Annotated in this window: 17 protein-coding genes; 6 read left to right on the forward strand and 11 right to left on the reverse strand. The window is 73.4% G+C overall.

What is annotated here, in order from left to right; genetic code table 11:
* Nucleotides 1–164 precede the first annotated feature (164 nt).
* Complete coding sequence (locus ACH414_RS28460; protein WP_386567328.1) at nt 165–704, reverse strand: YcxB family protein; 540 nt, start codon at nt 702–704, stop codon at nt 165–167.
* Between the two features lie 14 nt (nt 705–718).
* Nucleotides 719–1576: an alpha/beta fold hydrolase gene (locus tag ACH414_RS28465; RefSeq protein ID WP_398943898.1), complete on the reverse strand. Its 858-nt coding sequence runs from the start codon at nt 1574–1576 to the stop codon at nt 719–721.
* A 78-nt stretch (nt 1577–1654) separates the two neighbouring features.
* Between ACH414_RS28465 and ACH414_RS28470 the strand changes: the two genes are divergently transcribed.
* Genes ACH414_RS28470 through ACH414_RS28480 form a run of 3 tightly spaced genes read left to right on the forward strand, consistent with a single transcriptional unit; the run spans nt 1655 to nt 4285 of the window.
* Entirely contained in the window at nt 1655–2290 is a 636-nt protein-coding gene (locus ACH414_RS28470) for a sigma-70 family RNA polymerase sigma factor (RefSeq protein ID WP_382545641.1), read from the forward strand.
* A gap of 57 nt (nt 2291–2347) precedes the next feature.
* The gene (locus ACH414_RS28475) at nt 2348–2704 is read left to right on the forward strand and encodes a VOC family protein (protein WP_382545638.1); all 357 of its coding nucleotides are present in this window, start codon (nt 2348–2350) and stop codon (nt 2702–2704) included.
* A gap of 51 nt (nt 2705–2755) precedes the next feature.
* Nucleotides 2756–4285: a helix-turn-helix domain-containing protein gene (locus ACH414_RS28480; protein ID WP_398943900.1), complete on the forward strand. Its 1530-nt coding sequence runs from the start codon at nt 2756–2758 to the stop codon at nt 4283–4285.
* Between the two features lie 30 nt (nt 4286–4315).
* On the opposite strand, the gene ACH414_RS28485 is transcribed toward ACH414_RS28480, so the two are convergent.
* The 5 genes from ACH414_RS28485 to ACH414_RS28505 all read right to left on the reverse strand — a co-directional run bounded on the left by ACH414_RS28485 (nt 4316) and on the right by ACH414_RS28505 (nt 11197).
* Nucleotides 4316–7492, reverse strand: a complete 3177-nt coding sequence (locus ACH414_RS28485; RefSeq protein WP_398943901.1) for a tetratricopeptide repeat protein — start codon at nt 7490–7492, stop codon at nt 4316–4318.
* A complete protein-coding gene (locus ACH414_RS28490; protein ID WP_382545630.1) occupies nt 7489–7839 on the reverse strand; it encodes a trypco2 family protein in 351 nt (116 codons plus the stop codon). The genes ACH414_RS28485 and ACH414_RS28490 overlap by 4 nt, the downstream gene beginning before the upstream one ends.
* 96 nt (nt 7840–7935) lie before the next feature.
* Complete coding sequence (locus ACH414_RS28495) at nt 7936–9492, reverse strand: MFS transporter (protein WP_382545627.1); 1557 nt, start codon at nt 9490–9492, stop codon at nt 7936–7938.
* A gap of 113 nt (nt 9493–9605) precedes the next feature.
* Nucleotides 9606–10004, reverse strand: coding sequence for a RidA family protein (locus tag ACH414_RS28500; protein ID WP_398943903.1), 399 nt, complete (start codon nt 10002–10004; stop codon nt 9606–9608).
* On the reverse strand, nt 10001–11197 hold the full coding sequence (locus ACH414_RS28505) for an acyl-CoA dehydrogenase family protein (RefSeq protein ID WP_382545622.1): 1197 nt from the start codon (nt 11195–11197) through the stop codon (nt 10001–10003). Before ACH414_RS28505 ends, ACH414_RS28500 begins: the two co-directional genes overlap by 4 nt.
* A 681-nt stretch (nt 11198–11878) precedes the next feature.
* Here ACH414_RS28505 and ACH414_RS28510 point away from each other — a divergent pair.
* Both ACH414_RS28510 and ACH414_RS28515 read left to right on the forward strand, forming a co-directional pair.
* On the forward strand, nt 11879–13495 hold the full coding sequence (locus ACH414_RS28510; RefSeq protein ID WP_382545619.1) for an AMP-binding protein: 1617 nt from the start codon (nt 11879–11881) through the stop codon (nt 13493–13495).
* A gap of 20 nt (nt 13496–13515) precedes the next feature.
* Nucleotides 13516–14349 carry a PaaX family transcriptional regulator C-terminal domain-containing protein gene (locus tag ACH414_RS28515; protein WP_382545616.1) on the forward strand — a complete coding sequence of 278 codons (834 nt, stop codon included), beginning with the start codon at nt 13516–13518 and terminating at the stop codon, nt 14347–14349.
* 15 nt (nt 14350–14364) lie between these two features.
* Here ACH414_RS28515 and ACH414_RS28520 read toward each other — a convergent pair whose 3' ends face one another.
* Entirely contained in the window at nt 14365–16746 is a 2382-nt protein-coding gene (locus ACH414_RS28520) for a bifunctional salicylyl-CoA 5-hydroxylase/oxidoreductase (protein ID WP_398943906.1), read from the reverse strand.
* Nucleotides 16743–17570, reverse strand: coding sequence for an enoyl-CoA hydratase family protein (locus ACH414_RS28525; RefSeq protein WP_398943908.1), 828 nt, complete (start codon nt 17568–17570; stop codon nt 16743–16745). Before ACH414_RS28525 ends, ACH414_RS28520 begins: the two co-directional genes overlap by 4 nt.
* Before the next feature lie 278 nt (nt 17571–17848).
* On the opposite strand from ACH414_RS28525, the gene ACH414_RS28530 reads away from it, so the two are divergent.
* A complete protein-coding gene (locus tag ACH414_RS28530) occupies nt 17849–18319 on the forward strand; it encodes an ATP-binding protein (protein WP_382545608.1) in 471 nt (156 codons plus the stop codon).
* A 79-nt stretch (nt 18320–18398) separates the two neighbouring features.
* Here the strand turns inward: ACH414_RS28530 and argF are convergent, their stop codons facing one another.
* Nucleotides 18399–19409, reverse strand: coding sequence for an ornithine carbamoyltransferase (gene argF, locus ACH414_RS28535; RefSeq protein ID WP_382545605.1), 1011 nt, complete (start codon nt 19407–19409; stop codon nt 18399–18401).
* Between the two features lie 154 nt (nt 19410–19563).
* Nucleotides 19564–20796 carry an arginine deiminase gene (locus ACH414_RS28540; RefSeq protein WP_382545602.1) on the reverse strand — a complete coding sequence of 411 codons (1233 nt, stop codon included), beginning with the start codon at nt 20794–20796 and terminating at the stop codon, nt 19564–19566.
* Between the last annotated feature and the right edge of the window lie 7 nt (nt 20797–20803).

The raw sequence follows: 20803 nt of genomic DNA on the forward strand, positions 1-20803 counted from the left end.
CGCATCCTGCCGCCACGTACTCGTCGTCGATCCGCTAAGGTAAGGCTAAGTTAGGTAACCCTTACCGGGGTGGCGGCTGCGGTGCGCCTCGGCAGATATCTCGATGTCGAGATAACTCTAGTACATCACCGGCGGTCGGTCATGCCCGGCATGCCCCGGGGCCGTCACGACTTCGTCGCGCAGAGGGCGCGCAGCCGGTCCACGTCGGCGGGGTCCGCGGCGCCCCGCTTGGGCAGCACGAAGTAGACGCGCATCCGCCGGGGCATGAGGACGAAGAGCTCGTCGGTCTCGAAGCGGCGGGGAAATGCCCGCCAGTCGATGCTGCTGGTCAGACCGTTGCCGGTGGTGGTCATCCCGTTCTCGTCGACGACCGTCGTACAGGTGCCGTAGTCCGCCACGCCGGCGTACTGGTCGCGCGCGACCCGCGCCAGGACCCGCCGGATGACGACGGCCAGGGCGATCAGGGCACCGGCCACCATGACGGCCGTCGTGACCGGCGAGAGGCCGCGGCGCCACGCGTTGTACACCACGAGCAGCAGGCCCAGGACCACGGGCACGAGCAGGCCCGCCAGCCCGGACGGCGTCCCGAAGGTGAAGCGCCGGACCGCGGCACGGTAGTCGGCCTCGGTCGGCTCGTAGACGAAGGCGACGACGGCGGCGTCGTGCGCGACCGCGTCCTGTGTGTGATCCCCACCCATGTGCATGGGGGCAGATCATGTCAGTGCGACGGCGCGTCGAGGAAGCCCAGGAGGGTCGAGGCGAAGAGGTCCGGGTCGTCGAGCCAGGGGTAGTGGCCCGCGCCGGGCTGGACGACGAGCCCGGCCGACGGGAAGAGGGCGGCGAAGGCGGCCGCCGCCTCGGGCGGGGTGTTGAGGTCGTACGCGCCGGCCAGCAGGAGCACCGGGGCGGCGAGGCGGGCGAGGGCGGCGCGGGTCTCCCCGGGGGTGAAGGCGCCGTCCGCGGCGAAGCCGGCGACCGCCTCCGGGTTGGCCGGGCGGCTCACGACCTCGTGGATCCGGGCGGCCTCGTCCCAGCGGCCGTAGCGGAAGGGCGCGACGGCCGCCCAGTCGGCGCCGGTGCCCTCGTTGATGGCCTCCAGAGCCGCGTAGGCCGCCGGGAACCAGGGCTCGGCCGTGCGGCGCCGGGCGAGTGCGAGGCGGTCCCCGGCGGTGATGTCGATGCCGACGGCACGGGTGCCCGGGGTGACGAGCGCGAGCCGGCGGACGCGGTGCGGGTGGCGGGCGGCGTACTGGACGGCGAGGTTCGCCCCGGCGGAGTGGCCGAGGAGGTCGATCCGGTCGAGTCCGAGGTGCGCGCGCAGGGCCTCGACGTCGTCGACGAGCCGGTCGCAGCGGTAGGAGGCGGGGTCGGCGGGCAGGGCGGAGCGCCCGGTGCCGCGGAGGTCGGGGACGAGGAGCGCGCGGTGGGCAGAGAGCCCGCCGAGGTCGCCGAGGTACGCGGAGTCGGCGGGGCCGCCGGGGAGGCAGAGGAGCGGTATGCCGGTGCCGCCGGTGCCGGTGCTGCCGGTGCGGCGGTAGGCGAGGCGGGTGCCGTCCGGGGCGGTGAAGAAGTCCATAACCCTGTTGTACAACCTGGTTATGACCCGCGTCGAGCCCCGACCCCCACCCGGCCATAACCAGGGCATAATCGAGGCGTGGCGATCGAGGAGAGCGTGACGGACGCGCTGGGCGGTCCGGCCGGCGACCTGACCGAGGCTCAGGTCGAGGAGATGTTCGCGGGCATGAACGAGGTCATTCGCGCGGGCGAGGAGATGCGCCGGCTGCGCGCCGAGATGATCCAGACCCTCGCCGGCCACGGCTGGACACAGGACCGGCTCGCGCGGCTCGCCGGAATGAGCCAGCCGGCCGTCTCCAAGCAGGTGGCGAAGGAGCGGGCCGGTGGCGCGGCGGACGTGTCGCTCGACCAGGGTGACCCGCCCTGGCTGGAGGGGCGGCTGTGGGGGCTGGCCGAGGAGCTCGCGGAGGCGCTCGGCGACGGGGCCCGCTGCGCACGCCTGGCGCATGAGCTGGCCCGCGGCCGGAAGCGGTTCACGCCCCAGAACGTGGACGCGCTGCGGCGCCTGATGGAGGAGGACCTGCGGGACCCGGCGCTGGCCGGACACCCGCGATTCACCGCGTACCGGCACGCGTACGACCGCATCGCCCGCGGTCTCGACGTCCCGCCCCCGGCGGCGAAGGGCGCCGGCCCCGGCGGGACCGGCACCGGCCCGGCCTCGGCGCGCCGGACGCTCGCCTGCCAGATCCAGCGCGTACGCCTGCGGGAGTCCTGACCCCCGTACAGCGCAGGAGAAATGGCGCAATCCGGTCCGAAGGCCGACGATCGGGATATGTTCAGCGGCGCGCATGTGATCCTCTACACCCGGGACGCGGAAGCCGACCGGACGTTCCTCAAGGACGTGTTCGGCTTCGACCACGTGGACGCGGGGCGCGGCTGGCTCATCTTCAGGCTGCCGCCGGCCGAGGTCGCCGTGCACCCCACGGACGGGGAGCCGAAGCACGAGGTCTACCTCATGTGCGACGACATCGGGGCGACGCTGACCGAGCTGGAGGACCGCGGGGCGGAGGTCTCACGGCCCGTCAGCGACCAGGGCTGGGGCCTCGTCGGCGCCGTACGGCTGCCGAGCGGGACCGAACTGGCGCTGTACGAACCGCGTCACCCGGTTGCCCACAGTCTGTCACCCTGATGGCCCACCCCCACCGCTGGCCTCATCTCATATCTGAGATAACGTGACGCCATGGCAGACGACTACCTCGTACGCATCGGCAAGCTCATCCGTGACGCCCGCCAGCACCGCGGCTGGACCCAGACGCAGCTGGCCGAAGCGCTCGGAACCAGCCAGAGCGCGGTCAACCGGATCGAGCGCGGCAACCAGAACATCAGCCTTGAGATGATCGCCCGGATCGGCGAAGCCCTCGACAGCGAGATCGTCTCTCTCGGTTACTCCGGCCCCATGCATCTGCGGGTCGTCGGCCGCCGCCGGCTCTCCGGTGCCATCGACGTCAAGACGAGCAAGAACGCCTGTGTCGCGCTGCTGTGCGCCTCGCTCCTCAACAAGGGCCGCACGGTGCTGCGCCGGGTCGCCCGCATCGAGGAGGTCTTCCGGCTCCTGGAGGTCCTCAACTCCATCGGCGTCCGCACCCGCTGGATCAACGAGGGCGTCGACCTGGAGATCGTGCCCCCGACCGAGCTGGACATGGAGTCGATCGACGCCGAGGCGGCCATCCGCACCCGCTCCATCATCATGTTCCTCGGCCCGCTGCTGCACCGCATGGACCGCTTCAAGCTGCCCTACGCCGGCGGCTGCGACCTCGGCACCCGCACCATCGAACCGCACATGATCGCGCTGCGCCGCTTCGGCCTGGAGATCACCGCGACCGACAACCTGTACCACGCGCAGGTCGAGCGGTCCGTCTCCCCCGACCGCCCGATCGTGCTGACCGAGCGCGGCGACACGGTGACCGAGAACGCCCTCCTGGCGGCCGCCCGCCACGACGGGGTGACCGTCATCCGCAACGCCTCCTCCAACTACATGGTCCAGGACCTGTGCTTCTTCCTGGAGGCACTCGGCGTACGGGTCGACGGCATCGGCACCACCACGCTCACCGTGCACGGCGTCCCGCAGATCGACGTCGACGTCGACTACTCCCCCTCCGAGGACCCGGTCGAGGCGATGAGCCTGCTGGCCGCTGCCGTCGTCACGGAGTCGGAGCTGACGATCCGCCGGGTCCCGATCGAGTTCATGGAGATCGAGCTCGCGGTCCTGGAGGAGATGGGCCTCGACCACGACCGCTCGGCGGAGTACGCGGCGGACAACGGCCGCACCCGCCTGGTCGACCTGACGGTCCGCCCCTCCAAGCTGGAGGCGCCGATCGACAAGATCCACCCGATGCCCTTCCCGGGCCTCAACATCGACAACGTCCCCTTCTTCGCGGCGATCGCGGCCACCGCCCAGGGCAAGACCCTGATCCACGACTGGGTCTACGACAACCGCGCCATCTACCTCACCGACCTCAACCGCCTCGGCGGCCGCCTCCAGCTCCTGGACCCGCACCGCGTCCTGGTCGAGGGCCCCACCCGCTGGCGCGCCGCCGAGATGATGTGCCCGCCGGCCCTGCGCCCGGCCGTGGTCGTCCTCCTCGCGATGATGGCGGCGGAGGGCACCTCGGTGCTGCGCAACGTCTACGTCATCAACCGGGGTTACGAGGAGCTCGCGGAGCGGCTCAACTCGGTGGGGGCGCAGATCGAGATCTTCCGGGACATCTAGGACCAATAGGGTCCGGGTCCCGCTCCGCCCCTAGCCCGAGGCCCCGGGGCGGAGCGGGACCCATCGTGTCATCGCGTCCCAGGACTCCAGGACCTCCCGCACCGTGTCGGGGGAGGCCGGGGACTCGGGTCCGACGGTGCTCGTCACGACGAGCACCATGCCTCCGTACCGATGCACCAGCGCGATGAACTCCTGCGTCGACGGAGCGGTCCAGACGTCGCCGAGCATCGCCACGGCGACCTCGCCCGGACCGGTCGACGCCCAGGCGGGCCCGTCGGACAGCCTGGGCGGCAATCCGGACCACAGCGGCCGGAGGTCGAGCGCTTCGGCTCCGGCCGACCGGGGGCCGAAGGCGGCCGTGGCCGTCCAGCGGTCCCCGTTTCGGACCAACTGGGCCGCTTCCAGGGAGGGGTTGACGATGAAGGCGGGTACCAGCCGGACGTCTTCCTCCTGCCCCGCGGGCAACGCGGCGGCGAAGGACTTCCAGCTGATGCCCGCCCCTGCTGCCACGTTGATCGGGGCCGAGTCGTTCCAGGTGGGATAGCGGCACGGTCCGAAGTGGAAGAGCCTCGCTTCGGCCCGGCTGATCTGATCGTCCACGTAGAGGGCCGGGACCCCGTCGCCCAGCGGGTATCCGCAGTCCTGGCAGTCGCCGGCCCAGAGCAGTCGCATGAGGGCACGGACCTCGTCGTCGCCGAGCCTGTCCAGGGTCTCCTGGCTGACGGCCAGGTGCGCGAGTCCGTCGCGGTCCTCCGCCGCCTCCAGGACCACCCAGTCCATCCGCTGTCCGTGCTCGCGTGCGCGGTTCCACCACTCCTCCCCCAGCCGCACGTCGCCGAAGGAGTACGCGGTCACGCCGGCCAGCAGGCAGCCGATGGGGTCCCCCAGGTTCCCCTGGCCGACGGCCGTCTCGTAGGCGCGCGCGACGTACGCGTTCGCCGTGTCGGGGTCCTCCCCGCGCAGCAGGACGCCGGCGTACGAGAGCGCCGCGAGCGGCAACTCGCCGTCCGCGGCGACCTTCAGGGCCGCCACGGCCTCGTCCGACTCCCACTGCGACCTGAGCCAGTCCGAGTAGTGCAGGGCGCTCCCTGGGTCACCGGCTTCCGTACCGCGCTTCCAGAGCGATACCGCCTCGTCCTCGTCGCCCAGCTTCTCGTGCACCAGGCCGAGGGCGCCGATCGACTCGGGCTCCCCACCCTCGACCGCCTGCTCGTACCACCGCCGTGCCGCCTGGAGATCGCCCCGTGCGAAGGACAGCGCCCCCATGTTGTGGGCGCCGGTGGCATCGCCCAGGGACCAGGCGCGCTCGAAGCAGCGGGCGGCACCCTCGTAGTCCTGCTCCGCGGCGAGCAGCGCCCCGAGGTTGATGAGGCCGTCGGGTTCGTCCGCCTCCGCGAGGGGGCGGAGCGCCTCCTTGGCCACGTCCGGCCGGCCCGCCACCCTGGCCACGGTCGCCACCAGCACCCGGCGCGTGTCGTCCACGATGCGCAGGGCCTCGTCCCACACGTGTTCCGGGAGCTCGTTCGGACGGGAGCGGCGGGCGGCGTCGGACACGAGGTAGTCGAACGGCTTCCACGTTCCGCCCCGGGCCGGGACCAGCGGGCTGGTCACCCCCAGCACGATCCGGGAGGCCCAGTCCCACGCCTCCGCCAGGTCCTCCGGACGCAGCGCGGGGCCGCCCGCCCGGTCGAGGAAGTGGGTGTGGAGGCGTTCCAGGGACTCCGGCGGCAGCGCGGTGTCCACGCCCGTACGCGCGAGGGCGACGGCGGCGGCGACGAGCGCCGCACCGCGCGGGTTGCCCTTCACCCGCGAGGCGGACTTCCACAGCGCGAGGACCTGCGGCCCCGCCGCCAGGTACTCCGCCACCCCGTGGGCCCGGTCGGCGTCGAGTGCCGCGGCGATGCGCGGGTCCGCGTGGGCGGAGGCGGCGCGCCGCTCGTCGTCGGTCCAGATCCGGTCCAGGGTGATGTGGTGCGCCGAACGGATCACCCTGCCCGGCGAGGAGGGCAGGCGCGGTCCGGTGCCGCGTGCGAGCGAGGGGCCGTCCCCCTCGTCCGTGTAGTGCTCGTGGAACTCGGTGCGGAGGGTGGCGAGCACGATCGTGCCGCGGCGGACCAGCCGGTCGAGCAGGGACGGCGTCAGCCCGTCGGAGCGCAGATAGGTGTGCAGGTCGTCGAGCCAGACGACCTCCTCGTGGCCGCCGCCGGAGGGGGCGTCCAGGAAGGACAGGTCGGCGTCGGGGTCGGGCGTGCAGACGGACCGGTCCCGAAGGTTCCTGACCATGGCTTCGAACAGGGTCCTCGACTTCCCCGCGGCGGAGTCCCCGGTCAGCAGCAGCATGCCGCCCGATTCGGCCAACGCCCTCATTCGGGCGTCCACTTGTGCGTCGACGGAGCGTGGCACGTACGGCACGACGTCCGCGTGGCCGGCGGCGTCCGGTGCGCGGTGGACGCCGAACGACGCCGGGTCGGCGCCGGCGACGGGACGCCAGTCGCCCTCCGCGGGGGAGGCGTACGTCTCGTGGACCGCCTCCGGCGCCCGCCTGGTGATCTCCACCATCTCGGGCCGCAGCCCGGTGGCCGCTTCCACCGCCCGGCGGAAGCCGGCGTCGGCGACGACGACGGAGAGGGGCACGGCCTCAAGCCGCGCGTGGCCCCACTGCGCGGGATCCCCGGAGACCACGCCGATCAGGTGGTCGCCGGCGAAGAGCGCGGCGCCCGACATCCCCTGCCACGGCGATTCGCCGGGGGTGGCGGCCGGGGGCGGCGGGGCGTGGGAGCCGTCCAGGACGTAGCGGCCGCGCAGGACGGACGATCCGGGCTTCACCGTCCCCACGATCTGTTCGGTGTCCGGTCGCGTCCCGTCCCGGAGCGCGATCCGCGGGTAGCCCACCGCTTCGCAGTTCTCCCAGGCGGCCAGGCCGGAGATCCTCCCCCACCGCACCTCGGAGATCCGGCAGCTCGTGGCGTCCCTGACCAGGTCCTCGTCCGCCTCCAGCAGGGCCGCGTCGCACGCCTCGTCGTGACGGCGCCACACCAGGCGGCAGCCGTGGGTGCCCGTTCCGCCCGGTACGGCGACCCGGGCGGTCCCCCGCTCGTCCTCGAAGAGGTGGGCGGAGGTGAGCACCAGGCGGGCGTCCAGCAGGAAGCCGCTGCCCTGCCGGGCCCCTTGGACGATGGCGATGCGCTCGACGGACCGGGCGCTCATCCGCCGCGCAGTCCGGACGGATGCCCGAAGTCGCTCATGTCGACCTCGGCCTGGTTGCCGATCTCGATCGCCGCGCCGTTGGCGGAGTCCTTGGGCTTCAGCTTCACCGACACCTTGTGGACGGCGTTCCGCGCCACCCCCACCTGGGCGTCGCCGGTGACCAGCCATGCCTTGAACCCGGCTTTGGCCGTGGCGTCGCGCCGCACCTCGACCGAGAAGTCGAGGGTGATCTCGTCGACCTCGAACCTGACGCGCTGGCCGTCGGCGGCTTCCATGGACGACATCAGCTGGTCCCTCAGGCCCTGTACCGCCGCGGTGAGTTCCACCTGCTCCAACGGATCGCGCATGTCTTCGAATCCCCCGTCCGCCCCGCTGTCGACTGCTGCCGGTCACTATCTCATTGCCCGGCGGGGCGGCGCGCTCGATGCCGGCCGGCGGCCCGGTCAGCCGCCCGCGCCCGGCATCATTCCGCCGCCCTTGAGCCGTTCGATGTCCGAGGGGCGGACCTGGATCGCGAAGACGGAGATCAGGAAGGCGACCACCGCGAAGGCCGCCGCCACGATGAATCCGGCGGTGACGCCGCTGGTCAGGACCTGGTCGGCGAAGGACTTGGGGAGCTGGCCGGTCTTGGCGAACTGGGCCTTCTCCAGGGGGTTCGCCTGCGAGAGGAAGGCGGGGACCTGTGTGTCGGCCTCGTTGCGGCTGGCGGTGCCGAAGACGGTGACCAGGATGGACAGGCCGAGCGAACCACCCACCTGCTGGGTCGCGTTGAGCAGTCCGGAGGCGGCGCCCGCCTCGTGCGGGGCGACGTTGGAGAGGGCCATCAGGGTCAGCGAGACGAACATCATGCCCATGCCGGCGCTGAGCACCAGCATCGGGCCGAGGATGCTGCCGGCATAGGTGGAGTCGACGTCGGTCAGGGTCAGCCAGGACAGGCCCGCGGCCAGGCAGATCGAACCGGCCACCATGAAGGGCTTGGGCCCGAAGCGGGGCAGCAGCTGGGAGGTGACCCCGGCGAGGACCGCGATCACGGCGCTGACCGGGAGGAAGGCGAGTCCGGCCTCGAGCGGGCTGAAGCCCAGGACGTTCTGGACGAAGAGGGTGAGGAAGAAGAACATCCCGAAGATCGCCGCGGCGAGGCAGAGCATGATGCCGTACGTGCCGGACCGGTTGCGGTCGGCGAACATGTGCAGCGGGGTGATCGGCTGCCGGGAGCGCCGCTCCACCAGGACGAACGCGACCAGCAGGACGACGGCGGTCCCGAACGAGGCCAGGGTGTAGGGGTCCCGCCAGCCCTCCTGCGCGGCGCGGATGAAGCCGTAGACGAGCGCGACCATGCCGAGTGTCGAGGTGAGCGCGCCGGCGATGTCGAAGTGGCCGGGGTGGCGTTCGGACTCCTTGACGTGGCGCGGGGTGAGGAAGGCGATCACCACGGCGATCGGCACGTTCACGAAGAAGACCCAGCGCCAGTTCAGCCACTCGACGAGCAGACCGCCGGCCAGCAGTCCGATCGCGCCGCCGGCGGCCGAGACGCCCGCGAACACGCCGAAGGCGCGGTTGCGTTCGGGACCCTCGTCGAAGGTGGTGGTGATCAGGGACAGCGAGGTCGGAGAGGCGATGGCGCCGCCGACGCCCTGGAGGGCGCGGGCGGCCAGCAGCTGCCACTCCTCCTGGGCGAACCCGCCGAGCAGGGAGGCGAGTCCGAAGAGCAGGACGCCGAAGATGAAGACCCGGCGCCGGCCCAGGATGTCGCCGGCCCGGCCGCCGAGGAGCAGCAGTCCACCGAAGGTCAGCGTGTAGGCGTTGACCACCCAGGACAGGCTGGTGGTGGAGAAGCCGAGCGCGCTCTGGATGTGCGGGAGCGCGATGTTCACGATGGTGATGTCGAGGACGACCATCAGTTGGCAGGAGGCGATCACGAACAGGGCGATGCCCTTGCCGTCGCCGCTCTTCTGGGGGGCGACGGTCTGCTGCGGGGTGGTCGGCTTGGGTGTACTCATGGCGCATCGCGCCCTCACCTGAGGGGGCCGCGGGCCGGTCGGTCCACCTTTCGACCCTAAGCCCGGCCCCCGCACGTGACCAGTTGATCTTCGTGACGGCCGCGCCGGGCCCGTCACTCCAGGACGGCGAACCCGTCGACCTCCACGAGGGCCTGATCGTCCCACAGGCGTACGACGCCGATGACGGCCATCGCCGGATAGTCACGGCCCGCCAACCGCTCCCAGATGCGGCCGAGTTCGGACGCGTGCAGCCGGTAGTCGGCTACGTCGGTGGCGTAGACGGTGAGCCGGGCGAGGTCGGCCGGTGAGCCGCCGGCGTGGCGGAGCGCGGTGAGGAGGTTGCCGAGCGCGGTCTCGAACTGCTCGGGCAGGGTCTCGCCCGTCACCTTGCCGTCGCGGTCGAGGCTGGTCTGCCCGGCGAGGAAGACGAGCCGGCTCCCGGTGGCGGTGACGGCGTGGCTGAAGCCGGTGGGCGGGGAGAGGTCGGCGGGGTTGTGGCGGTGCAGGCTCATGAGGCGACTCCTGCCCGGGCGGGGTCCGCGCATACCGGCGGTTCCGTGGGCTTGGTCACGTGCCGGTACAGCTCCTTGGCGATGATCGTGCGCTGGACCTCGGTCGCGCCCTCGTAGATGCGCGGGGCCCGTACCTCCCGGTAGAGGTGCTCCAGCAGGTGCCCGCGCTGGAGGGCGCGTGCGCCGTGCAGCTGGACGGCGGCGTCGACCACGTACTGCGCGGTCTCGGTGGCGAGGAGCTTCGCCATGGCGGCGCGGCGCGGCACGTCGGGGTCGCCGCGGTCGTGGGCCTCGGCCGCCGCGTAGACGAGCAGCCGGGCGGCCTCGGTACGGGTGCCCATCTCGGCGACCTGGTGGGCGACGGCCTGGAGGTCGGCGAGGACGCCGCCGAAGGCGGGGCGGGCGGCGGTGTGGGCGAGGGTCGCGTCGAGGGCGGCCTGGGCCATGCCGACGGCGAAGGCGCCGACGCTGGGCCGGAACAGGTTGAGGGTGTTCATGGCGACCCTGAAGCCCTGCCCCGGCTCCCCCAGGAGGTCCTCGGGTCCGACGGGGACGCCGTCGAAGGCGAGGCCGCCGATGGCGTGCGGGGCGAGCATGTCCAGGGGTTCGCCGGTGAGGCCGGGCCGGTCGGCGGGGACCAGGAAGGCGGTGACGCCGCGGGCGCCGTGGGGGCCGTCGGGGCCGTTCTCGTCCCCCGTCCGGGCGAACACCGTGGTGAAGTCCGCTTCCGGTGCGTTGGAGATCCAGCGTTTCTCGCCGTGCAGGCGCCAGCCGCCCGTCGCGGGGTCGGGGACGGCCCGCAGGGCGAGGGCGGCGGCGTCGGAGCCGGCGCCCGGTTCGGAGAGGGCGAAGGCGGCGACGGCGCGGCCCGCGACGACCTCGGGGAGCCAGCGCTCGCGCTGGGCGGGGGTGCCGAAGGCGGCGACGGGGTGGGCGCCGAGGCCCTGGAGGGCGAGCGCCGTCTCGGCCTCGGTGCAGGCCTGGGCGAGGGACTCGCGCATCAGGCACAGGTCGAGGGCGCCGGAGTCGAAGAGGCGGGCGAGCAGGCCGAGCTCGCCCAGGGCGGCGACGAGGGGGCGGTTGACGCGGCCGGGCTCGCCCTTGTCGGCGAGCGGCCTGAGCTGCTCGGCGGCGAGCGTCCGCAGCCGCGCGCACCAGGTGGACTGTTCCGGGTCGAGCGAGAATGCGGGCATGTGGGAGCCCTCTCTGGCGCGCTCACGCGCCGACGTCGGCTCGCGCGCCGGCCCCGGCAGGGCCTGCCGGACCACCCACGGGCGCCGGCCCGGCCAGACCGACCGGCCCCGCCGGGCCGGACCGGGCCGAGCCGGACCGCCGGGCCGAGCCGGGCCGGACCGCCGGACCGAGCCGGGCCGGACCGCCGGACCGAGCCGAGCCGGGCCGAGCCGGGCCGGACCGCCGGACCGAGCCGAGCCGGGCCGAGCCTGGCCGGACCGGGCCGAGCTGGGCCGAGCCGAGCCTGGCCGGACCGGACCGGACCCAGCCGAGCCGGCCCGAGCCGGGCCTGGTCGGACCGAGCCGGACCGGACCGGACCGAGCCGAGCCGGACCGAACCGAACCGGACCGAGCCTGGTCGGACCGAGCCTGGCCGGACCGGACCGGACCGGACCGGACCGAGCCTGGCCCGACCGGACCCAGCCGGACCCAGCGTCCGTGGACGCCGCGCCCCGCCCGGGCCGGGCGACCCGGTCGGCCCGGGTCACCCGGGCCGCCCGGGTCGCCCCGGCGCCGTGGGTGTCGCGGAAGGCCCCAAGGTGCCGTATCGCGAACCGTTGACTGTCGTCACCATCACGATACGCTCCTTGGGCGACGGTCGACCCCACCACGACGATCCCACCCGACAGGGGGACGGACGCATGGAGCTGACGCCCTCGGCCCACCAGGACACCTTCGCCCGCGACCATCTGCCGCCCGCCGAGCAGTGGCCGCGTCTGCTGCTCGACCTGCCCGAGCTGGCCTACCCCGAACGGCTCAATTGCGGGGCCGAGCTGCTCGACCGCACGGTGGAACGATTCGGCGCCGGGCGGCCGGCCTTCCGCGACGGGGACGGCGGTGTGTGGACCTACGGTCAACTCCGCGAGCGGGTGGACCGGATCGCCCACGTCCTCGGCGAGGACCTGGGCGTACGCCCCGGCAACCGGGTCCTGCTGCGCGGCCCCACCACCCCCTGGCTCGCGGCCTGCTGGCTCGCCGTGATGAAGGCGGGCGCCGTCGCCGTCACCGTCCTGGCCCAGGCCCGGGCCGGGGAGCTCGCGGTCATGTGCGAGATGGCCCGCTGCAGCCACGCCCTGTGCGATGTCCGCGCGGTGGACGAGCTGGCCGGGGCCGGGGTGCCGGGGCTGCGGATCACCCCGTTCGGCGGTGAAGGACCCGACGACCTGCTCACCCTCGCCGTCGGCAAGCCCGGGCGCTACGAGGCCGTGCCGACCGCCGCCGACGACGTGGCGCTGATCGCCTTCACCTCCGGCACCACCGGACGGCCCAAGGGGTGCATGCACTTCCACCGGGACGTGCTGGCGATCGCCGACACCTTCTCCGCGCACGTCCTGCGCCCGGAGCCGGACGACGTCTTCGCCGGCTCCCCGCCGCTCGGCTTCACCTTCGGCCTCGGCGGGCTCGTCGTCTTCCCCCTGCGGGCCGGGGCGTGCGCGGTCCTGCTGGAGCAGGCGGGGCCCAAGCAGCTGCTCGCGGCGATCGACGCGCACCGGGTGTCGGTCCTGTTCACGGCGCCGACCGCGTACCGGGTGATGCTGGACGAGATGGGCGACCACGACCTCGGCTCGCTGCGCCGCTGCGTCTCCGCGGGCGAGAACCTGCCCGCCAGGACCTGGCAGGACTGGCACGAGCGGACGGGCGTCGGGCTGATCAACGGCATCGGGGCGACGGAGCTGCTGCACATCTTCATCTCCGCCGCCGACGGCGACGTCCGCCCCGGCACGACCGGGCGCCCCGTCCCCGGCTGGCAGGCCAGGATCGTGGGCCCCGACGGCCGGGAGCTCCCCGACGGCGAGGAGGGCCTGCTCGCGGTCCGCGGCCCGGTCGGCTGCCGCTATCTGTCGGACCCGCGCCAGACGGAGTACGTGCGCGAGGGCTGGAACATCACGGGCGACACCTACGTCCGCGAGCCCGACGGCTACTTCCGCTACGTCGCCCGCGCCGACGACATGATCATCTCGGCCGGGTACAACATCGCCGGCCCCCAGGTGGAGGAGGCCCTGGCCGCCCATCCGGACGTGGTCGAGACGGCGGTGGTGGGCCGCCCCGACGAGCTGCGCGGGCAGATCGTGGTGGCGTACGCGGTGATGCGCGCCGGGGTCCCCCGCGACGCGGCCACGGCGGCGGCGCTGCGCGCCTTCGTACGGGCCAGGCTCGCCCCGTACAAGTCGCCGCGCGAGATCGTCTTCCTGGACGCGCTGCCCCGGACGGCGACGGGCAAGCTCCAGCGGTACCGGTTGCGGGACGCCGCGGCCTGACGCGTGGCTAGAGTGATCACGTGGCCGAGCAGCACACCCCCCGTTCCCTGATCGTCTCCCTGTACGGCGCGTACGGCCGGTCGCCGGACGGCGCGCCGATGCCGGTGGCCGAGCTGATCCGGCTCCTCGGCGTGCTCGGCGTGGACGCGCCCTCGGTGCGCTCGTCGGTGTCGCGGCTGAAGCGGCGCGGGCTGCTGCTGCCGGGGCGCACGGCGGACGGCGCCGCCGGGTACGCGCTGTCGGACGACGCCCGGATGCTCCTGGAGGACGGCGACCGGCGGATCTACGCAAGGACCGAGCCCCGGCTCTCGGACGGCTGGGTCCTCGCCGTCTTCTCGGTCCCCGAGGCCGAGCGCCACAAGCGGCATCTGCTGCGCTCCCGGCTGGCCAGGCTCGGCTTCGGCGCGGCGGCGCCCGGTGTGTGGATCGCCCCGGCCCGGCTGTACGAGGAGACCCGGCACACCCTGGAGCGGCTGGAGCTGTCCGCCTATGTGGAGCTGTTCCGCGGCGACCACCTGGGTTACGCCCCGACGGCCGAGGCGGTGGCCCGCTGGTGGGACCTGCCGTCCATCGCCAAGCTCCACGAGGAGTTCCTGGACGCCCACGAGCCGGTGCTGCGCGCCTGGTCGACGGCGCCCGGGGGCCCGGAGGAGGCCTACCGCGCGTATCTCCTCGCCCTCGACTCCTGGCGCCGGCTGCCCTACGCGGACCCGGTCCTGCCCCTCGAACTCCTGCCGGAGAACTGGCCGGGCAGCCGCTCGGCCGAGGTCTTCGCCGCCCTGCACGAGCGGCTGCACGCGCTGGGCGGGGAGTTCGTACGGGCGGCGGGGGCGGCTTGGGGCCCGCCCGCCTGATCCGCGAGGGGGGCGCTACGCGTCCTTCCGGCCCGTCGGCGGGCGGCGGCTGCCCGCGCGGTACGGGGCGGGCCAGGGTGCGCCCGGGCCCTCGTAGCCCTGTTCGGCGGCGGCGTGCAGGGTCCAGTGCGGGTTGTAGAGGTGCGGGCGGGCCAGGGCGCAGAGGTCGGTGCGGCCCGCGAGGAGCAGGGAGTTGACGTCGTCCCAGGAGGAGATCGCGCCGACCGCGATGACCGGGACGCCGACGGCCGCGCGGATCCGGTCGGCGTACGGGGCCTGGTAGGAGCGGCCGTATTCGGGGCGCTCCTCGGGGACGACCTGTCCGGTGGAGACGTCGATGGCGTCGGCGCCGTGGGCGGCGAAGGCGCGGGCCATCTCGACGGCGTCCTCGGCGGTGGTGCCGCCCTCGGCCCAGTCGGTGGCCGAGATGCGGACGGTCATGGGTCGGTCGGCCGGCCACGCCTCGCGTACCGCGTCGAACACTTCGAGGGGGTAGCGCAGCCGGCCCGCGAGGTCGCCGCCGTAGGCGTCGGTGCGGTGGTTGGTGAGCGGGGAGAGGAAGCCGGAGAGCAGATAGCCGTGGGCGCAGTGGAGTTCGAGCAGGTCGAAGCCGGCCCGGGCGGCCCGGTGCGTGGCGGCGGTGAACTCCTCGCGTACGGCGGTGAGTCCGGCCCGGTCGAGGGCCTGGGGGACCTGGTTGACGCCGGGCCGGTACGGCAGCGGGGAGGCGGCGACGAGGGGCCAGTTGCCGGTGGGCAGGGGCTGGTCGATGCCCTCCCACATGAGCCGGGTGGAGCCCTTGCGGCCGGCGTGGCCGAGCTGGACGCCGATCGCGGTGCCGGGGGCGGCGTCGTGCGCGAAGGCGGTGATCCGGGCCCAGGCCTCGGCCTGCTCGTCGGCCCACAGGCCGGCGCAGCCGGGGGTGATCCGGCCCTGTGGGCTCACGCAGACCATCTCGGTCATGACGAGTCCGGCGCCGCCGAGGGCGCGGGCGCCGAGGTGGACGAGGTGGAAGTCGCCGGGGATGCCGTCCTGGGCGACGTACTGGTCCATGGGCGAGACGACGACCCGGTTGCGCAGGGTGAGGCCGCGGAGCCGGAACGGGGTGAACATCGGCGGGGTGTCGGGCGGGCAGCCGAACTCGCGCTCGACGGAGTCGGTGAAGGCGGGGTCGCGCAGCCGCAGGTTGTCGTGGGTGACGCGGCGGCTGCGGGTGAGCAGGTTGAAGGCGAACTGGCGCGGTGGGCGGTCGAGTTGTCCGGCCAGCTCCTCGAACCAGCGCAGGCTGGCGGCGGCGGCGCGCTGGGTGGACTCGACGACGGGGCGGCGCTCGGCCTCGTAGGCGGCGAGGGCTTCGGGGAGGGCGGGGTGGGCGTCGACGTGGGCGGCGAGGGCGACGGCGTCCTCGATGGCGAGCTTGGTGCCGGAGCCGATGGAGAAGTGCGCGGTGTGGGCGGCGTCGCCGAGCAGGACGGTGTTGCCGTGGGACCAGCGGGCGTTGACGAGGGTGCGGAACGCGGTCCAGGCGGAGTTGTTGGAGCGCAGGGCGCGGCCGCCCAGCGCCTCGGCGAAGATCTTGGCGCAGCGGGCGGTGGACTCGGCCTCGTCGAGTTCGTCGAACCCGGCGGCCCGCCAGACCTCTTCGCGCATCTCGACGATGACGGTGGAGGCGCCGGAATGACTCCGCGGCCCGGCGGCCCTCGTCGAGGGGTGGTGGTCGGGTGACGGGCGGGCGAAGGGGTAGGCGTGCATCTGCATCACGCCGTACTCGGTCTCGGCGATCTCGAAGCGGAAGGCGTCGAGGGCGAAGTCCGCGGCGAGCCAGATGTAGCGGCAGCGGTGCGGGGTGAGGGTGGGCCGGAAGACCTCGGCGTGGGCCTGGCGGGTGCGGCTGTGCACGCCGTCGGCGGCGACCACGAGGGTGTGGGTGGCGGCGAGTTCGGCGGCGGGCGGGGCCTCGGTGCGGAAGCGGAGGTCGACGCCGAGGCCGGCGCAGCGGTCCTGGAGTATCTCCAGGAGCCGGCGGCGGCCGAGGGCGGCGAAGCCGTGTCCGGTGGAGGTGAGGAGGTGGCCGCGGTGGACGATGTCGACGTCGTCCCAGCGGACGAGGGCGGCGCTCAGCTCGGCGTACACCTCGGGGTCGGCGTGCTCGATGCCGCCGAGGGTCTCGTCGGAGAGGACGACGCCGAAGCCGAAGGTGTCGTCGGGGGCGTTGCGCTCCCAGACGGTGACCTGCCGGTCCGGGTCGCCGCGCTTGAGCAGCGCGGCGGCGTAGAGGCCGCCGGGGCCGCCGCCGACGACGGCGACGCGGAGGGGGTCCGGGGGCCGCTCCGTCCCCGGCCGTGCCGCGGCGGTGCCGCCCGGCGCGGTACGGCCGTCCCTGGGCCGCACGGTCATCGCCCCCGCCACTTCGCGGGGCGTTTCTCCGTGAAGGCGGCGTGGAACTCGGCGTAGTCCTCGCCGTGCATGAGCAGGGCCTGGGTGGCGGCGTCCATCTCGACGGAGGCGGCGAGCGGCATGTCGAGCTCGGCGGTGAGCAGGGCCTTGGTCTGGGCGTGGGCGAGCGAGGGGCCCTCGGCGAGGCGGCGGGCGAGGGCGGCGGCGCGGGTGTCCGCGGCGCCCTCCTCGGTCAGCTCGCTGAGCAGTCCGATGCGCTCGGCCTCGGCGGCGCCGACCGGCTCGCCCAGCATCAGGAGGCGGGTGGCGTGCCCGAGGCCGACGACCCGGGGCAGCAGATAGGCCGCGCCCATGTCGCCGCCGGACAGGCCGACGCGGGTGAAGAGGAAGGCGAAGCGGGCGGTGGGGTCGGCGACCCGGAAGTCCGCGGCGAGGGCGAGGACCGCACCGGCGCCGGCGGCGACGCCGTGGACGGCGGCGATGACCGGGAAGGGGCATTCGCGCAGCGCGCGCACGGTCTGGCCGGTCATCCGGTTGAAGTCGAGGAGCTGGGCGGTGTCCATGGAGAGGGTGGCGCCGATGATCTCGTCGACGTCGCCGCCGGAGCAGAATCCGCGCCCTTCGCCGCCGAGGACGAGGGCGCGCACGGCCCGTTCCCGGGAGAGCTCGGCGAGCAGGTCGCGCAGGTCGGCGTAGGCGCCGAAGGTGAGGGCGTTGAGTTTCTCGGGGCGGGCGAGGGTGATCGTGGCGACTCCGTCGTCGACGGTGAGGCGCAGGTGCCGCCAGCGTTCGGTGCGGCTCGCGGAGCCGGTGAAGGGGCTCATTCGGGACGGCCTCCCTGTCGTGTGCACGTACGGGTACGGCATCACCACGAAGAGGGTATCACTCTGTTGTGACTGTCGTCACGACTACGCGATACGAGGAGGGGCCGGGCGACCCCCGTAAAGGAGGTGTCGACCGTGCGCCGCAAAGGTCCCGTCCCCCTACGGCCCCATGTCCCCAGAAACCCGGGCGACCGCCTCTGGATCCCGATTTTTGGCTCCGTAAGGTTGAAACCAGGACGTCCCCCACCGCCCGCCCCGAGCCCGAACGGAACCCTGCCGTGTTCGAAGTCTCAGGCCCCGCCTCCTGGCGTATCGCGCTGCCGCACACGACGGCCGCCGTGCCGCTCGCCCGCGCGCTCGTCCGGAGCGCCCTCGCCGAGATCGAGGGCGACGGGACGGGCGCCGCCGACCGGGACACGGCGGAGCTGCTCACCGCGGAGCTGGTCGCCAACGCCGTCGAGCACACCGCGGGCGACGGCCCCATCGAGCTGGTCGTGGAGCTCCTCCCGGCCCCCGGCGGCTGTCAGATCGAGGTCCACGACGGCCGGCCCGCCGCCCCCGGGGAGCTGCCCTGCCCCGAGCCCGGCACCCAGGTCGACCCCTGGCAGGAGCACGGCCGCGGGCTGCTCCTGATCCGCGCCCTCAGCGACGACTGCGGCCACCGCCCCACCGCGCACGGCAAGGCGGTCTGGTTCACGCTCCCGGCCGTGCCGCCGCAGCGGCGCCGGACCGCACCCCCTCGGGCGTGACGAGCCGCGCGTCGCGGCGCCCGTACAGCGCGCAGAGGAGGGCTCCGGCGACCTCTGCGCGCCGACCGCCCCGAAGTCCCTACGCGGCGGGGTCGCCCATCGTCGCCACCATGACGGCCTTGATGGTGTGCATCCGGTTCTCCGCCTCGTCGAAGACGACCGAGTGCGCCGACTCGAAGACCTCGTCGGTGACCTCCAGCTCGGTGAGCCCGTGCCGCGCGTGGATCTCCCGGCCGACGGCGGTGCCGAGGTCGTGGAAGGCGGGCAGGCAGTGCAGGAACTTGACGTCGGGGTTGCCGGTGGCGCGCAGGACGTCCATGGTCACGGCGTACGGGGAGAGCGCGGCGATCCGCTCGTCCCAGACCTCCTTGGGCTCCCCCATCGAGACCCATACGTCGGTGGCGACGAAGTCGGCCCCGCGCACACCCTCGGCGACGTCCTCGGTGAGCGTGATCCGCGCCCCGCTCGCCTCGGCGAGCCGCCGGGCCTCGGCGACGAAGGCCTCGGTCGGCCAGTACGCCTTCGGGGCCACGATCCGGACGTCCATGCCGAGCAGGGCGCCGGTGACGAGGTAGGAGTTGCCCATGTTGAAGCGGGCGTCGCCGAGGTAGGCGAAGGCCATGTCGGTCAGCGGCTTGTCGCTGTGCTCGGTCATGGTGAGCACGTCGGCGAGCATCTGGGTGGGGTGCCAGTCGTCGGTGAGCCCGTTGAAGACGGGCACGCCGGCGTAGGCGGCCAGCTCCTCGACGGCGGCCTGGCTGTCGCCCCGGTACTGGATCCCGTCGAACATCCGGCCGAGCACCCGGGCGGTGTCCTTGACCGACTCCTTGTGCCCCACCTGGGAGCCCGCGGGGTCGAGGTAGGTGGTCGAGGCACCCTGGTCGGCGGCGGCGACCTCGAAGGCGCACCGGGTGCGGGTCGAGGTCTTCTCGAAGATCAGGGCGATGTTCCTGCCCCGCAGCCGCTGGACCTCGGCGCCGGCCTTCTTGGCCGCCTTGAGCTCGGCGGCGAGCGCGATCAGGCCGTGGAACTCCTCGGCGGTGAAGTCCAGCTCCTTGAGGAAGTGGCGGCCGGAGAGGTCGGTGGCCATGGGTGCTCCTGGGTACGGTCGGGACGGGTCGGGACGTCGAGGGGGGACGAGACCCTGGAAGTCTATACGTAAACCAGAATTCTTATACAGCCCCCCTGGTCCCGCCCCGCCTCCGCCCCCGCCTCCGCCTCCGCCCGCGCCCCCGCGGCGCGCGTTACACGGCGTCCCGCTCCACCGGGCAGCTCATACAGCGCGGACCGCCCCTCCCCCGGCCCAGCTCGCTGCCCGGGATCTCGATCACCTCGATGCCCTGCTTGCGCAGATGCGTGTTGGTCGTGACGTTCCGCTCGTACGCCACGACCACGCCCGGCTCCACCGCCAGCACGTTGCACCCGTCGTCCCACTGCTCGCGCTCCGCCGCGTGGACGTCCTGGGTCGCCGTCAGCACCCGGATGTCCTGCAGGCCGAGCGCGGCGGCGATGGCGCTGTGCATCTGCTCCGGCGGATGGTCGGTCACCCGCAGGGACTGGCCCTCGTCGCCCGGCTCGATGGTGTAGGAGCGGAGCATGCCGAGCCCCGCGTACTGGGTGAAGGTGTCCTGGTCCACCATCGTCATCACCGTGTCCAGGTGCATGAACGCCCGGCGCTTCGGCATGTCGAGGGCGATGATCGTGCGCGCCGAGCCCGCCGCGAACAGACCGCGGGCCAGCATCTCGACGGCCTGCGGGGTGGTGCGCTCGCTCATGCCGATGAGGACCGCGCCGTTGCCGATGACGAGGACGTCGCCGCCCTCGATCGTCGACGGGTAGTCGGCCTGGCCCTGGGACCAGTGGTGGAAGTTCCCGGCCTCCTGGCCGGTGAAGAGCGGGTGGTGCTTGTAGATCGCCTCGAAGTGGACGGTCTCGCGCTGCCGGGCCGGCCAGCGCATCGCGTTGATCGACACCCCGTCGTAGATCCACGCGGAGGTGTCCCGGGTGAAGATGTGGTTGGGCAGCGGACCGAGGACGAAGTCGTCCAGGTCCAGCGCGTGGAACCGGACCGAGGTCGGCTCGCGGTGGCCGGCCAGGAACTCCCGCTTCGTCATCCCGCCGATCAGCGCCTCCACCAGGTCGGCGGTCTCCAGGGAGTCGAAGGCCGAGCGCAGGTGGTCGGTGGCGAGCGGGCCGTACTCCTTCTCGTAGAAGACCCGGTCCAGCACGAGCGTGCGCGCCGCCGGGACCTCCAGGGCCTCCCGCAGGAGGTCCCCGAAGAGGTGCACCTCGACGCCCCGGTCGCGCAGGACGTCGGCGAACCCGTCGTGCTCCTGACGGGCACGGCGCACCCACAGCACGTCGTCGAAGAGGAGGGCGTCCTTGTTGGTCGGGGTGAGCCGCTTCAGCTCCAGATCGGGGCGGTGCAGGATGACGCGGCGCAGCCGCCCGGTCTCGGAATCGACATGGAATCCCATGGGCCCA

Source organism: Streptomyces sp. NPDC020422 (assembly GCF_044386705.1).
In the GTDB taxonomy this organism is placed as follows: Bacteria; Actinomycetota; Actinomycetes; order Streptomycetales; family Streptomycetaceae; genus Streptomyces.